This window comes from Streptomyces sp. NPDC001890 (assembly GCF_042891445.1).
Taxonomy (GTDB): Bacteria; Actinomycetota; Actinomycetes; order Streptomycetales; family Streptomycetaceae; genus Streptomyces.
Window position 1 is genome coordinate 24,446 of the sequence record NZ_JBIATE010000022.1, and the last position, 14,017, is coordinate 38,462.

General features: G+C 72.1%; 15 protein-coding genes. 9 read left to right on the forward strand and 6 right to left on the reverse strand.

What is annotated here, in order from left to right:
• The first annotated feature begins 74 nt into the window (after positions 1-74).
• Entirely contained in the window at positions 75-707 is a 633-nt protein-coding gene (locus ACFYY1_RS34235) for a PadR family transcriptional regulator (RefSeq protein WP_388592479.1), read from the forward strand.
• 92 nt (positions 708-799) lie between these two features.
• On the opposite strand, the gene ACFYY1_RS34240 is transcribed toward ACFYY1_RS34235, so the two are convergent.
• A complete protein-coding gene (locus ACFYY1_RS34240) occupies positions 800-1,231 on the reverse strand; it encodes an SRPBCC family protein (protein WP_351264622.1) in 432 nt (143 codons plus the stop codon).
• 78 nt (positions 1,232-1,309) lie between these two features.
• A complete protein-coding gene (locus ACFYY1_RS34245; RefSeq protein WP_388592481.1) occupies positions 1,310-1,513 on the reverse strand; it encodes a hypothetical protein in 204 nt (67 codons plus the stop codon).
• A 246-nt stretch (positions 1,514-1,759) separates the two neighbouring features.
• On the opposite strand from ACFYY1_RS34245, the gene ACFYY1_RS34250 reads away from it, so the two are divergent.
• Positions 1,760-2,350, forward strand: a complete 591-nt coding sequence (locus ACFYY1_RS34250) for a Clp protease N-terminal domain-containing protein (RefSeq protein WP_388592482.1) — start codon at positions 1,760-1,762, stop codon at positions 2,348-2,350.
• Between the two features lie 182 nt (positions 2,351-2,532).
• Positions 2,533-3,561 (forward strand): DMT family transporter, encoded by a 1,029-nt coding sequence (locus ACFYY1_RS34255; RefSeq protein WP_388592485.1) that lies wholly within the window; start codon positions 2,533-2,535, stop codon positions 3,559-3,561.
• An 83-nt stretch (positions 3,562-3,644) separates the two neighbouring features.
• Here ACFYY1_RS34255 and ACFYY1_RS34260 read toward each other — a convergent pair whose 3' ends face one another.
• Positions 3,645-4,343 (reverse strand): pyridoxamine 5'-phosphate oxidase family protein, encoded by a 699-nt coding sequence (locus tag ACFYY1_RS34260; RefSeq protein ID WP_388592487.1) that lies wholly within the window; start codon positions 4,341-4,343, stop codon positions 3,645-3,647.
• Between the two features lie 35 nt (positions 4,344-4,378).
• Between ACFYY1_RS34260 and ACFYY1_RS34265 the strand changes: the two genes are divergently transcribed.
• Positions 4,379-5,710, forward strand: coding sequence for an aminotransferase class I/II-fold pyridoxal phosphate-dependent enzyme (locus tag ACFYY1_RS34265; protein WP_388592489.1), 1,332 nt, complete (start codon positions 4,379-4,381; stop codon positions 5,708-5,710).
• On the opposite strand, the gene ACFYY1_RS34270 is transcribed toward ACFYY1_RS34265, so the two are convergent.
• On the reverse strand, positions 5,701-6,720 hold the full coding sequence (locus ACFYY1_RS34270; RefSeq protein ID WP_388592577.1) for a DMT family transporter: 1,020 nt from the start codon (positions 6,718-6,720) through the stop codon (positions 5,701-5,703). The genes ACFYY1_RS34265 and ACFYY1_RS34270 overlap by 10 nt on opposite strands.
• A gap of 131 nt (positions 6,721-6,851) precedes the next feature.
• Between ACFYY1_RS34270 and ACFYY1_RS34275 the strand changes: the two genes are divergently transcribed.
• The 4 genes from ACFYY1_RS34275 to ACFYY1_RS34290 all read left to right on the forward strand — a co-directional run bounded on the left by ACFYY1_RS34275 (position 6,852) and on the right by ACFYY1_RS34290 (position 11,946).
• On the forward strand, positions 6,852-7,760 hold the full coding sequence (locus tag ACFYY1_RS34275) for a LysR family transcriptional regulator (protein WP_388592492.1): 909 nt from the start codon (positions 6,852-6,854) through the stop codon (positions 7,758-7,760).
• A 123-nt stretch (positions 7,761-7,883) separates the two neighbouring features.
• Positions 7,884-10,073, forward strand: coding sequence for an MMPL family transporter (locus ACFYY1_RS34280; RefSeq protein ID WP_388592494.1), 2,190 nt, complete (start codon positions 7,884-7,886; stop codon positions 10,071-10,073).
• A 5-nt stretch (positions 10,074-10,078) separates the two neighbouring features.
• A complete protein-coding gene (locus ACFYY1_RS34285) occupies positions 10,079-11,311 on the forward strand; it encodes a sensor histidine kinase (RefSeq protein ID WP_388592497.1) in 1,233 nt (410 codons plus the stop codon).
• The gene (locus ACFYY1_RS34290; protein WP_388592499.1) at positions 11,308-11,946 is read left to right on the forward strand and encodes a response regulator; all 639 of its coding nucleotides are present in this window, start codon (positions 11,308-11,310) and stop codon (positions 11,944-11,946) included. Before ACFYY1_RS34285 ends, ACFYY1_RS34290 begins: the two co-directional genes overlap by 4 nt.
• A gap of 144 nt (positions 11,947-12,090) precedes the next feature.
• Here the strand turns inward: ACFYY1_RS34290 and ACFYY1_RS34295 are convergent, their stop codons facing one another.
• Positions 12,091-12,567: a pyridoxamine 5'-phosphate oxidase family protein gene (locus ACFYY1_RS34295; RefSeq protein WP_388592500.1), complete on the reverse strand. Its 477-nt coding sequence runs from the start codon at positions 12,565-12,567 to the stop codon at positions 12,091-12,093.
• A gap of 113 nt (positions 12,568-12,680) precedes the next feature.
• On the opposite strand from ACFYY1_RS34295, the gene ACFYY1_RS34300 reads away from it, so the two are divergent.
• Positions 12,681-13,334 carry a cysteine hydrolase gene (locus ACFYY1_RS34300; RefSeq protein WP_388592502.1) on the forward strand — a complete coding sequence of 218 codons (654 nt, stop codon included), beginning with the start codon at positions 12,681-12,683 and terminating at the stop codon, positions 13,332-13,334.
• 217 nt (positions 13,335-13,551) lie between these two features.
• On the opposite strand, the gene ACFYY1_RS34305 is transcribed toward ACFYY1_RS34300, so the two are convergent.
• Entirely contained in the window at positions 13,552-14,007 is a 456-nt protein-coding gene (locus tag ACFYY1_RS34305) for a Rieske (2Fe-2S) protein (protein WP_388592504.1), read from the reverse strand.
• Positions 14,008-14,017 lie beyond the last annotated feature (10 nt).

Below are 14,017 nucleotides of genomic sequence, written 5' to 3' on the forward strand. Positions count from 1 at the left end.
CGGGATTGTCAGGCGATCGGTTCCGATATATCGTTGAAGCATCGCGACAGATCAACGATAGAAGGAGTAGAGCGATGCGTTCACATGGGCACGAGCAAGAGTTCGGATTCGGGCGTGGACACGGGCACTGCGGGCCCGGTCATCAGGGGCGTGGTGACTTCGAGGGGCGACGGGCGGCCTTCGGGCAGTTCGGGCCGCCGTTCGGGGGCGGTCCCTTCGGTGGTGGCCCCTTCGGGGGCGGGCGCGGTCGGGGCGGCGGCCGGGGGAGGGCGCGGCGTGGTGACGTACGCGCTTCGATCCTGGCGCTGCTCAAGGACCGGTCGATGCACGGGTACGAGATGATCCAGGAGATCGGCGAGCGCAGTGGCGGGGCCTGGCGGCCCAGTCCGGGCTCGGTCTACCCGACCCTTCAGCTGCTGGAGGACGAGGGCCTGATCGTCAGTGCGAGCGAGGGCGGCAAGAAGCTGTTCACGCTTACCGACACCGGCCGCGCCGAGGCGGAGTCGGGGCCCGAGGCGCCCTGGGAGGAAGCCGGTCGCGGGGTCGACTGGGAGAGCGTCAACGAGATCCGGCAGGCCGGATTCGGCCTGATGGAGGCGTTCGGTCAGGTCTGGAAGACCGGCTCCGCCGATCAGCGGGAGAAGGCTCTCACGGTCATCAATGACGCCCGCAAGAAGCTGTACCTGATCCTTGCCGACGAGCACTGAGGCCAGGGGCGTGGCTGCCCGTGGGTGTGGTGCATGCGGTGCCCCGGGCCTCGCGGCCGAGCCGCGAGGCCCTTTCCGTCGGCCGGGTGGCGTCAGGCGGCGATGAGCCCGCCCAGTTTGCGCAGTGACTCGACGAGCGCGGCCGTCGCCGAGTCCTTGAGCTTTCCGGCCATCAGGGAGACCGCGGCGCCCGTGAACTCCCCGTCGATGCGGACCGTGGTCGCGTCCCCGTCGGGGGTCAGTGAGTAACGCATGGCCAGGTTGACGCCCATCGGGCCCTTGCCCTTGGTGGCCAGCAGGCGTGCGGTCTCCAGTTCCGCCACCGTCCAGGTCACCTCGGCCGGGAAGCCCATGAGCTTCATGTTCTCCTCGTAGGTGGCGGCGAGTTCGAGGGTCGCCGGACCGCCCTTGGGGAAGCTGGTGTGGGTGGCGTTCCACTGACCGTACGTGGTGAAGTCCGTCAGCTGGGCCCACACCTTCTCGGCCGGTGCTTCGATGCGTGCCTCTGCACTGACTTCGGCCATGCGACCACCCCTTCTCGGCGGGTTACGGTGTCGCGGAACGTAGCCGCAGTAGCTGGAACATTCAATACTGATGAACTGTCAGATCCAGCTGCCGTTCCCGTCCGTTCCCGCGCGCCAGATGAGAGCGGCGTCGAACCGGTCGAAGGCGCGGGGGTGCGGACCGTCGTCGTGGCAGTGGAACGCGGCCCAGAAGAGGTCGGCGCGCAGCGCGTCGGCCGGGGCGTGGACGCGGTACACGTACTCCCGTCCGTCGAGTGCCGGCAGGGCGACCAACCAGGACACGTGCGCGGGCTCCCTTCCGACTGTCGCATGGGGGTATGGCCTGTGGGACGTCCAGGGGGCGGTTTCCGGTTGCCCGGGGAGCGCGTGGCAAGGCGGCGCGCGCCCTTTGTGCGGATCGGATCCAGAAATGGCGAGATCTCATCCGCAAGGAGGAGAAACCGTTCGGGTGTGCCCAACTTGCGTGGGATGCCTGGATGGGCCCATCCGGGGATGTATTCGCGCCGCGGGCCTGATGGGGTGAGAGGTGTGCAGAACCGGACGCCGCGGATCCCCCAGCAACCCGTACCGAACCGCGCCGAGCTCGACGCCAGACTCACCGTGGAGCTGGCCGCCGTGGTGACGGGCGCCCGCAGGCGTGCGCTGCGCGACGGCGACCGGCAGATCGACACGGCGCATCTGCTGCACTCCCTCATCGAATCGGATCCCGCGGTGCGGGCGGCCTTCGAGGGCGGGCCCCAGCTGGCCAGGGTGCTCGGCTACCTCGTCCAGCGCAGTATCGGATACGGACTCCGCTGGCAGGGTTCGGTCGAGGACTCCGGCGCCGTTCCCGTCGTCCCGGCCCCGGGGGCCGTCGGGCGGGGCGTGGATCCCGTCTTCCGGGACACCGGGATGGAGGGCTGGTCGCCCTCGGCTGCATCGGCGATGGCCGGGGCGCTCGACCGGGCGGAGTCACGCGGCGACGTACGGGCCGGGGGGCTCGATCTGCTCGCGGCACTGGCCACGGACCATGAGTGCCGGGCCGTGGAGGTGCTGGTACGGGGCGGGGTCGACGCGGACCGGCTCGCTGCCCGGGTCGCGGATGTCGCCGGGCAGGGTGTGCCGGAGGGCGGAGTCTGAGCGTCCGGTCCTGAGGTCGGCGGGGGCGGAGGTTCGGAGTCGTCCGGGCCGGCGGTGCGGGGCCGTCCGGATGAGGGGGCGGGGCCGTCCGGACGGGGGGTGTGGGGCTGTCCGCCCGGCGGCCGGGCCTGTCAGGGGTGACCGGGGGTGACGCCCCTGACCGCAGCTGTCATGATGGGCCGATGCACGCGTCTCAGGGGAGAAGCGCCAGCCTGGGACTAGCCCTGGCCTCGGCGTTCGCATTCGGTGGTTCAGGGGTGGCGGCCAAGCCGCTGATCGAGGCGGGGCTCGATCCACTCCATGTGGTGTGGCTGCGGGTGGCCGGCGCGGCGCTGGTCATGCTGCCGGTGGCCTGGCGCCACCGGGACCTGGTACGCAGCCGGCCGGTTCTGCTGCTCGGCTTCGGGCTGCTCGCCGTCGCGGGTGTGCAGGCCTTCTACTTTGCCGCGCTCTCCAGGATCCCGGTCGGGGTCGCGCTTCTCGTCGAGTACCTGGCGCCCGCGCTCGTGCTCGGCTGGGTCCGGTTCGTCCAGCGCAGGCCGGTCACCCGGCGGGCCGCGGTCGGAGTGGTGCTCGCCGTCGGCGGACTGACGTGCGTGGTCGAGGTCTGGTCGGGGCTGAGCTTCGACGTGGTCGGACTGCTGCTGGCGCTCGGTGCCGCCTGTTGTCAGGTCGGCTACTTCGTTCTGTCGGACCAGGGGAGTGCGGACGGCGCGGATGGTGTCGAACCGCCGCATCCGGTCGGGGTCATCGCGTACGGGCTGCTGATCGGCGCGGCCGTTCTCACCGTGGTCGCGCAGCCCTGGGGCATGGACTGGTCGGTCCTGGGCGGCACGGCGGGCATGGACGGCACGGATGTTCCGGCCTGGCTGCTGCTCGTCTGGATCGTGCTGCTGGCGACCGTGATCGCATACGTCACCGGGGTGATCTCGGTGCGGCTGCTCTCCCCCGCGGTGGCGGGCGTGGTCGCCTGTCTTGAGGCGGTCATCGCCACGGTGCTCGCCTGGGTGATGCTCGGTGAGCACCTGTCGGCGCCCCAGCTCATCGGCGGCGCCATGGTGCTGATCGGTGCCTTCATCGCCCAGTCGTCGACACCGCGGACGCCCTCGGGGCCCGTCGCGTCGGGGCCGGGCGCAGGGGCTGTCGAGGGTTCGGGCACCGGCCCGGCCGCTGCCGAGGGGCAGCTGTCCGCCGGTCGCGCCGCCACGTGACGTCCTGCTGACGTCCTGCGGTACCCGCGTCGGGTGACGGGCGGACCCGTCGCCCGACGGGCCCGCCCGTCACCCGGTGTGCGTCAGAGTTCGGTGATGTAGTCCGGCACGCCGATCGCGGGGTCGAGGTCGTCCGAGGGGACCGGCGTCGCATAGCCGCGGGCGAGCGGGACGACGCCCGCCCAATGAGGGAGCGCGAGGTCGCGGGGCTCGTCGTTGGGGCCGCCCGTACGGATCTTCGCGGACACCTCCCGCAGGTCCAGCCGGATCACCGCGGTCGCGGCCAGCTCCTTCTCGTCGGCGGGCCGGGAATCGGCGGAGCGGCCGGGCACCACATGGTCGACGATGGCGTCGAGTGCGGTCCGCCGCTCCTGGGGGTCGGTGACCGTGCGCGCGATGCCGTGGACCACCACGGAGCGGTAGTTGATCGAGTGGTGGAAGGCGGAGCGGGCCAGCACCAGCCCGTCGACATGCGTCACCGTGAGGCACACGGGCAGACCGGGGTCGGTGCGCCCCGCCTCGCGCAGCGGACGGGAGCCCGTCGAGCCGTGTACGTAGAGCCGGTCGCCGATCCGGCCGAAGAGCGTGGGCAGGACGACCGGTGCGCCGTCACGGACGAAGCCGAGGTGGCAGAGGTATGCCTCGTCGAGTATCGAGTGCACCACCTCCCGGTCGTATGCCGCCCGTTCGCGGGAGCGGGTCGGGATGGTGCGCTCGGTCGGCTCGTATCCGGCTGCTGCGCCGTCCGGGGCCGTGGTCTGCGGCGATGCGGTGTCCGACATTGCGTACTCCATTGCACTAGTGCATAATCTGATTTGTGCTAGGAGAGTATCGGATTGTGGGGCGGCGCGCATCGGAGATTGCCGCCAGCGTGGAGCGCGGGGTCGGCTTCGGTGAGCTCGAACCAGGTCAAGTGCTGCCTCCCATGCGGGAGTTGGCGGATCAGCTGGGGGTCAACCCGAATACGGTGGCAGCCGCCTACCGCACGCTCCGCGAGCGTGGGGTGATCGAGACGGCGGGCCGTCGGGGCAGCCGGGTACGGCCGCGTCCCGCGAGTACGGCGCGTGGTTCGATCCGGGTCGAGGCGCCGGTGGGTGTACGCGACCTGGGCGCGGGCAACCCCGATCCGGTGCTGCTGCCCGCGCTGGGGGATGCCTTCGCGGCGGTCGCGCGGGAGTATGCGCGGGAGCCCGGGATGTACGGGCAGGCGCCGGTGGACCCGGAGTTCGCCGCGCTCGCCCGCGCCGCTTTGGACGCGGACGGGGTGCCGGCCGGGCCCGTGGTCGCGACCTCGGGATCGCTGGACGCGATCGAGCGCGTACTCGTCGCGCACCTGAGACCCGGCGACGCGGTGGCCGTCGAGGACCCCGGCTGGGGCAGCATGCTGGACCTCGTGCCGGCGCTGGGGCTGCGTCCCGTGCCCGTCGCGGTCGACGACGACGGGCCGGTGCCCGATGCCGTGGAGCACGCGCTGAACGCCGGCGCCCGCGCGCTCGTGGTCACCGGCCGCGCGCAGAATCCGACCGGGGCGGCCATCGGCGCCGGACGCGCCTTCGAGCTGCGGGGTGTCCTCTCCGGACACCGCGGCGTACTCCTGATCGAGGACGACCACGGGCACGGCATCGTCGATCTGCCGCTCCATCCCCTGTCGGGCGCCACGGACCGCTGGGCCTTCGTGCGGTCCGTGGCCAAGGCGTACGGGCCTGACCTGCGGGTCGCCGTGCTGACAGGCGACCGGGTCACGGCCGACCGGGTGGCCGGGCGCCAGCGGCTGGGCCCCGGCTGGGTCAGCAGACTGCTCCAGCGGGTCGTGGTGCACCTGTGGACCTCCGGCGCCGTCGATCCGAGGGCGGTGGCGGGGGCGTACGCGAAGCGGCGGGACGGTCTCGTGCGGGCGCTGGCGGAGCGGGGCGTGGCGGCCCATGGCCGCAGCGGGATGAACGTGTGGGTGCCGGTCGGAGACGAGACCGGTGTCGTGGCGAGGCTGCTGCACGCCGGCTGGGCCGTGGCGCCCGGAGCGCGGTTCCGGCTGGCCGCGCCCCAGGGGATCCGGCTCACCGTCTCGTCGCTCGCCGAGGACGAGATCGGACCGCTCGCGGATGCGGTGGCGGCAGCGGCGGGACCGGTGAAGCCGTTGGCCTACGGGTGATCCCCGGCTCTGATTCCGGTCCCGGTCCCGGCCTCGGTCCCGATTCCGGTGTCTGCGCCGGGCCCGCCGCCGGGTGCTCGGCCGGTCCGGGGCCTGCTCTGGGTGAGGGCGGCGCCCGCCAGGACCACGAGGGCGCCCACCGGGGTGTTCCAGCTCAGCTGCTCGCCGAGCACGAGCACCCCGGCGGCGGTGGCGATGACCGGGATGAAGTAGGTGACCATCTGCGCGGTCGTCGGCCCGACCTCCGTCACCAGGCCGTACTGCAACAGGACCGCGAGGCCGGTGCCGAGCGCCCCGAGGGCGACCACGGCCAGGGTCGGGAGCAGCGGGAACCCGTCGGGTGCCGAGGTGAACAGCGGGGTCACCAGGGCGATCTGCGCCGTGCCCAGGAAGAGTTGGCTGCCGGTGAGCGCCAGCGTCGACGAGCCGCTGCCCGCCAGCGTCCGGCGGACGTAGATCCAGCCGATCGGATAGCTGAGGGAGGCGAGCAGGGCCATCGCCGTGCCGCCGAAGTCCAGCCCGGAGAAGCCCTGCCAGGCGCCCAGCACGGTCAGCACGCCGAGGAAGCCCAGCCCGAGTCCGGCGACCCGGCGACGGGTCGGCCGGTCCTCGGAGAGCGCGACGAGCGACAGCGCCATGCCCCACAGGGGTGATGTCGCGTTGCAGATGCCCGCCAGCGTCGACGGAATGGTCAGCTCGGCATAGGCGAAGAGCGAGAACGGCAGCGCGTTCAGGAAGAACGCGGCGACCGCCAGATGCCCCCATGTGCGGGCACCCCGGGGCAGCTGCTCGCGCCGGACCGCCATCGCGACGGCCAGCACCGCGGTGCCGGACAGCAGACGGCCCAGGGTGACCTGGAACGGGGCGTACCCGTCGGTGCCGACCTTGATCAGCAGGAAGCTGAAGCCCCAGATGAGCGAGAGTGCCCCGAAGCGGATCCGCCAGTCCAGCGCGGGGCGGGCGGCGGGCGGCACGGGCGGGCTCGGGGCGGCGGGCTCGGTGGCGGGCATGGTTCCCGGTGCGGCGGTTCCCGATGCGGCGGTTCCCGGTGCGGCGATGGCGCTCATGGAGTCAACGATGGCGGCGACGACCGCGTAGGACAAGCGAGACTTCGTACGGGCGTCTGCGTAGCATTGCTTACATGTTGAATCTGGAGCGCCTGCGCACCCTGGACGCACTGGCCCGGCACGGTTCCGTGGGCGGCGCCGCCGAGGGGCTGCACGTGACCACGTCGGCGGTCTCCCAGCAGATGGCGAAGCTGGAACGGGAGGTGGGCCAGCAGCTGCTGGCCAGGAACGGGCGCGGGGTCCGGCTCACCGACGCCGGACAGCTGCTCGCCGACCACGCCGCCCGGATCCTGTCCCAGGTCGAGCTGGCCCAGTCCGACATCGAGGCACAGCGCGGCGAGGTGGTGGGCGAGATCCGGCTCGGCGCCTTTCCGACCGCGGCACGCGGCCTCTTCCCCGCCGCGCTCCGCGCGCTGCGCGGGGACCACCCCGAACTGCGCGTCCGTACCCGGGAACTGGAGCCCGAGGACGGAATCCGTGCGGTGATCAGGGGCGACATCGACCTCGCGGTGGTGCTGGACTGGAGCAACAAGCGGCTGCCCGTGCCCGCCGGCCTGGCCAAGGCCGAACTCCTGGACGACGCACCGGACATCGCGATGCCGGCCGGTCATCGGCTCGCCGGCCGGGACCAGGTGGACCTGGAGGACTTCGCCGACGACGACTGGGTTTCCTGGCCCGAGGGCGAATTCTGTTACGACTGGCTGATGTTCACCCTCCGGTCCAAGGGAATCGAACCGCGCATCGCGCACCTGGCGGGCGAGCACCACACCCAACTCGCCCTGATCGCCGCCGGGATGGGTGTCTGTGTCGCGCCGAGGCTGGGCCGCGGGCCGGTACCCGACGGGGTGCGGCTGGTGCCCGTACGGCAGAAGATGCGACGTCACGTCCATGCCGTCTGGCGTACCGACGCGGACCGGCGCCCGTCGATCAGGGCCGCGGTGGCCGCCCTGCGCGCGGCGGGGCTGGAGCTGGACGCGCCGTGAGCCACGGGTAGCGGCGCGGCATGCGGGGGATTACCCCAGCACCGGCGTCCACCGATCGGTGGACGGCAAGTTCAACCTGACACCTCTGTCCGTCAACTGCCCTGTTCAACAAGGCTTTCGGGCATGAATTCATTCACTGTGCGCATGGCGCGCCGAAGCGCGCGGCACCCCTGGCGGGCGGTCGCCGGCTGGCTGGTGTTCGTGGTGCTCTGCCTGGTCGTCGGCGGAGCCGTCGGCACCAACAGCGCGAAGACGGCCGACTACCGTGTCGGCGAGGCGGGCCGGGCCGAGGCCATGGCGGCCGAGGGACGCCTGGAGCGCCGTTCCACCGAGCAGGTGCTGATCTCCACCCGGTCGGGCACTCCCGACAAGCAGTCGGCCGAAGCGGCCGCGCGGGATCTCACGGACCGGATGAGGAAGCTGCCGGAGGTCGCGGACGTGGCCGCGCCGCTCTGGTCCGGCGACGGCCGGATCCTCCTGGTCGAGGTGGCCCTGAAGGGCGAGGAGCGGGACGCGAAGGACAAGGTCGACGCCGTCGCGGCGCAGACCTCGGCCGTTCAGAAGACCCGTCCCGGGCTGCTGCTGGAGGAGACGGGCAGTCCCTCCATCAGCAAGGGGGTCGACCAGCAGCGTGGAGACGACCTGGCCCTGTCCGAGAAGATCACCCTTCCCGTCACCCTGATCACCCTGCTGGTCGCCTTCGGGTCGGTCGTCATGGCCGCGGTGCCGCTGCTGCTCGCCCTCACATCGATCGCGGCGGCCATCGGCCTGTCGATGGTGGTCTCGCACGTCTCGCCCGACGCCGGGGTCGGCACCAACGTCATCCTGATGATCGGTCTCGCCGTCGGAGTCGACTACACGCTCTTCTATCTCAAGCGGGAGCGCGAGGAACGGGCCCGCAGCGGTGGCCGGCTGAGCACCGAGGCGCTGGTGGAACTGGCCGCGGCCACCTCGGGCCGGGCGGTCGTGGTGTCGGGGCTGGCGGTCGTCGTCTCCACCGCGACGCTGTATCTGGCCTCCGACGTGATCTTCTCCTCGCTGGCCACCGGCACCATCGTGGTCACCCTGGTCGCCGTGGCCAGTTCCCTGACGGTGCTGCCCGCGCTGCTGACCGTGCTCGGGAAGCGGGCGGAGCGACGGGCACGGCGCCGCGCGGAGCACGGCAAGCCCGCCCCGCGCCCCCGCCGCGAGGGTGCGGGCCGGATCTGGACGGCACTGCTGCGGCCCGCCGCCCGGCACCCCCTCGCCACCCTCTGCGTCCCGGTCCTCGCCCTGATCGCACTCGCCCTGCCGCTGGCCGGACTGAACATCACGGAGATGAGCCGGGACACGCACTCCCGCGAGATTCCCGCGATGCGGGTGTACGACCGCCTCAACGAGGCGTTTCCCGGGCAGCGGGTGACACATGACGTCGTCGTGCGCGCCGATGCCTCGCGCAGCGGAGAAGTCACCGGCGCGCTCCGCGAACTGGCCCGGCTCACCGACGGGGACCCGCTGTTCACCGACGGCTCGCGCATCGAGACCTCGGCCGACCACCGGATCAGCGTGCTGCGACTGAAGGTGCCGCACCTCGGCAACTCCGCACCGGCCCACGACTCCCTCGGACACCTGCGGGACGAGTACCTGCCCGCCACCGTCGGACGGGTCCGGGGCGCGGAGTACGGAGTCAGCGGGGACGTCGCCCGGTACGCCGACTACCCGGCCCATCAGAACGGCAGGATCCCGTTCGTCCTCGGGGCGCTGCTGCTGGTGACCTTCGCGATGACCGTGTACGCCTTCCGTTCCGTGGTGCTCGGCCTGATCGGAGTCGTACTCAACCTGCTCTCCGCCGCGGCCGCCCTCGGACTGCTCGTCCTCGTCTTCCAGGGCACCTGGGCCGAAGGGCTGCTGGGCTTCGACTCCACCGGCTCGATCGGCTCGCGCGTCCCGCTCTTCCTCTTCGTGATCCTCTTCGGACTCTCCATGGACTACCAGGTGTTCGTGGTGAGCCGGATCAGGGAGGCCGTGCTCGCCGGTGTCCCCACACGGCAGGCGGTCCTGGACGGGCTCCGCACGTCGGCGAGCGTGGTCACCAGCGCCGCGGTCGTGATGACGACCGTCTTCGTGAGCTTCGTCCTGCTGCACATCATCGAGATGAAGCAGATCGGATTCGTGCTCGCGGCGGCCGTGCTGCTCGACGCCTTCGTGGTCCGCATCATGATCCTGCCGGCGGCACTGCTGCTGCTGGGCGAGGCGACCTGGTGGCCGTCGCGTCCCGCCCCGGCCGGATCGGACCGGACCGTCCACGACGAGCCACTGGCCGAAGTACGTTGATCGGCATGACCGCTCTCGCCGGGACCTCGGCCGACGCCTTCTGGACCTCGTCGCTGCGCCGCTGGAACGCGGTGTGCTGGGTGCTGTTCGCCGCGATGGCCGCCGGGCTCGCCGCCATGGACGGATCCGTCCGGGACCGGTACGCCTCGCTCGCGCTGCTCGGCTGTGTGGTGCTCTGCTACGCGCTCCTCGACCGCTTCCCCGACAACCCCGTCGTGCGGCCGCACGTCTACCTCGGTGTGCTGGTGCTCGCGCTCGGCGGACTCGCCCATCTGGGCGGCAGCTACGCGGCGCTGTTCATGGTGACGCTGCCGCACTACTGGATGTTCGGACGGACCCCCAGGAACTCGATGGGGTTTTTGGGGCTGGCGACGGCGGCGACGCTGGCGGGGAGCTGGTACCGGGAGGGCGGGTCGCTGCAGTTCTTCGCCGAGACCATGGTGTCCACCCTGATCGTCGTCGCCGTGGGGGTCCTGATCGGTCTGTGGGCGCACTCGGTGGTCGCGCAGAGCACCGAACGCGCGCGGCTGATCGTCGAGTTGGAACGGACCCAGGCGGAGCTGTCCGAGGCGCACCAGCGCCAGGGGGCGGCGGACGAACGGGAGCGGATGGCGCGGGACATCCACGACACCCTCGCGCAGGGCCTCGCGTCGATCGTCGTACTGGCGGAGGCGGCGCGGGCGGGGCTCGACGCGGAGCCGGCCCGCAGCGCCCAGCAGTTGCGCTCGATCGAGTCGACGGCCCGGGAGAACCTCGCCGAGGCCCGGGAGCTGGTCGGCTCGGCCCGGCAGCAGGGCGCAGCGCAGGCCGGGTCGGTGGCGCGGACGCTGCGCCGCATCCTGGACCGCTTCGCGGAGGACACCGGGCTCACGGTGGCCGGCGAGCTGGCGGACGTCGAGTGCGACCAGCAGACCCGGATCGCGCTGCTGCGCTGTACGCAGGAGTCCCTGGCCAACGTGCGCAAGCACGCGCGCGCCTCCACGGTCGGCGTGCTGCTGACCCTCGGGCCGCACGGGGTGGAACTGGAGATCACCGACGACGGCATCGGATTCGTGCCGGGCGAGTCGAAGGGCTTCGGGCTCGACGGAATGCGCAAACGCCTGGCGGAACTGGGCGGCCGGCTCACGGTCACCAGCTCCGTCGGCGACGGCACCAGGGTCCTGGGGGTGATCCCGCCGGCACCGGCGCCCGGGGACGGCGAAGTGGCGAACGACGCGGAGAGCGAGGGGACGCGATGACCGGCGGCCGGATCAGGGTGGTCGTGGTGGACGACCACACCGTCATGCGGGCGGGTGTCGTCGCCCTGCTCGCCGGTGAGGACGGGATCGAGATCGTCGGGGAGGCGGCGGACGGCAGGGACGCCCTCGACCTGGTGGCACGGCACGACCCCGACGTCGCCCTGGTCGACCTGCGGATGCCGGTGCTGGACGGGGTGGGGGCGACCACCGGGATCGTCGCCCGGTACCCGCGCACCCGGGTCCTGATCCTGACGACCTACGACACCGATCAGGACATCGAGCGCGGGGTCGAGGCCGGCGCCATCGGCTACCTCCTGAAGGACGCCACCCGCGAACAGCTCGCCGACGCCATCCGCTCGGCGGCGCGCGGCGAGACCGTCCTCGCGCCCCGGGTGGCCGAGAAGCTGATCGCGCGGATGCGACGCCCGGCCCAGGAGCCGCTCACCGCCCGCGAGACCGACGTGCTCGACGCGGTGGCCGACGGGCTGACCAACGCCGAGATCGGCAGACGCCTCGTCATCGCGGAGGCCACGGTCAAGACCCACCTCCTGCGCCTGTTCGCCAAGCTCGACGTGAGCGACCGGACGCGGGCGGTGGTGGTGGCCATGGAACGGGGGCTGCTGAGACGCCCCTGAGGACGCCTCCGAGGAAGCCCCTGAGCACGTCTCCGAGGATGCTCCTGAGGACGCCTCCGAGGAAGCCCCTGGAGACGCTTCCGAGGACGCCGTGGAACAGGCCGGGCGCGCCCGGACGCGGATGCGGTCGCGGAAGGGGGGCTCTCACACCCTGGGCGGGTCCGCGAGCTTGCGGAAGTCCCAGGAGGTGATGGCCCGCGGGGTCAGCCGCAGCCAGGCGTGGCGGCCGTCGTGCGGCATGGTGTCCATCCCGAAGTACTTCGCCGCGAACAGCCGCTCCGGGGCGGCGAGTTCGGGGTACGGCTCGCCGGTGCGCGGGGCCTCGCCCACGGGTACGGCCTCGCCGGAGAGTTCGATCCCGCGCAGCTCCCCGTACTCCACCCCGTCGTCCACGACCACCGCGATCCTCGGGTCCCGGCGCAGCTGCGACCAGCGCAGGCTGCGGGTGATCGAGTACAGCCAGATCGAGGTCCCGTCCCAGGTGAACCAGAGGGCGCCGACGTGCGGGTGGCCGTCCGGGGACACGGTGGCGACCCGGCAGGTGCGCTGCTCGGCGAGATAGGTGTCGCGTTCGTCGTCCGTCATCATGATCCGACGGCCCCGTCGCTGAATGGCGGCCATGGAGGCGCCCCCTCCCGTTGTCTGACTGTGTGTCAGAAATCATGGGGTCTCTTCCCTCGTCGCGCAATGGCGGTTAGCCTCGCGCGCCCGGTCCGCCGCAGAAAGGGACAGCCGTGCCCTCGAAGAATCAGCTCGCCGAGCAGCTCGATCCGGCCACCACCGCGCTGCTGACGGTCGAATGCCAGCAGGGGGTCGTGGGCCCGGGGAGCGCGCTGCCCGAACTGGCCGACCAGGCCCGCTCCTCCGGTGCCCTGGACCGGATCGCCCGGCTGGTCGCGGCCGCGCACGAGGCCGGGGTCCAGGTGCTGCACGCGGTGGCCGAACGCCGCCCCGACGGGCGGGGCGCCAACACCAACGCCCGGCTCTTCCGGGCCGCCGGCCGGCTGCCCGTACAACAGCACCGCGGCACCACGGCGGTACGGATCGCCGCACCGATCGAAGTGGCCGACGAGGATCTCGTCGTACGCAGGCTGCACGGCCTCTCGCCCGTCGCCGGTACCGATGTGGACGCGCTGCTGCGCAACCTCGGCTGCCGGACCCTCGTCGTCACCGGGGTCTCGGCCAATGTCGCCATTCCCAATGCCGTGTTCGACGCGGTGAACCTCGGCTACACCGCCGTGGTGCCGTCCGACGCCATCGCGGGGGTGCCGGCCGACTACACCCCCGCGATGATCCGCAACACCCTCGCCCTCGTCGCCACCATCACGACCACCGACGAGATACTGGGCTGCTGGCTGAACCGCGCGTCCCGCAGGACCGGTTCCTGACGGAAATCGGTCCCTCCGTGTGCAACGGTCGACCCGCCGCCGCGCGTTCGGCCGCGGTCGGGATCCGGCGCTCCGTGGGTCGCCGGTGGTGCGCGCGAAGGCCGGCGCCGTGGTCACCGGGAGGCGGTTCTGCACCTTGCCAGGTCGCCTCCGCGGCGCGGCGCCGGGGACCGGCCGGAGCAGGTGGTGGAAGCCTGACCCCACCGGGGCGGTGCGATCAGGGCGCGAGCGTGATCGTGCCGTCCGAGACCGTGATCGTCATGGCGGGCAGCGGCTCGGTGGCGGGGCCGTGTTTCACGGCGCCCGTCGACGCGTCGAACCTGCTGCCGTGACAGGGGCAGTCGATGGTGCCGTCCGCGACGCCCGACACCGCGCATCCCTGGTGGGTGCACTTCGACGAGAACGCCTTGAACTCGCCCGCCTTCGGCTGCGTCACCACGACCCCCTGGTCGGCGAAGATCTTGCCGCCGCCCTCGGGGATGTCGTCCGTTCGGGCCAGAGCGGCGCCGCCGCCGTCCTTCGATCCATCGGCGGCGGGCTTGACCACATCCGCACCGTCCGAGTCCTTCTGGTTGCCGCAGGCGGCGAGTACGGCGGTCACCGACACGGCCCCGGCCGCGACCACGACGGCCCGCCGCCCGGGACGGCCCTCGTGGTTCTGCGTGGTGTTCATACTGGCTCTT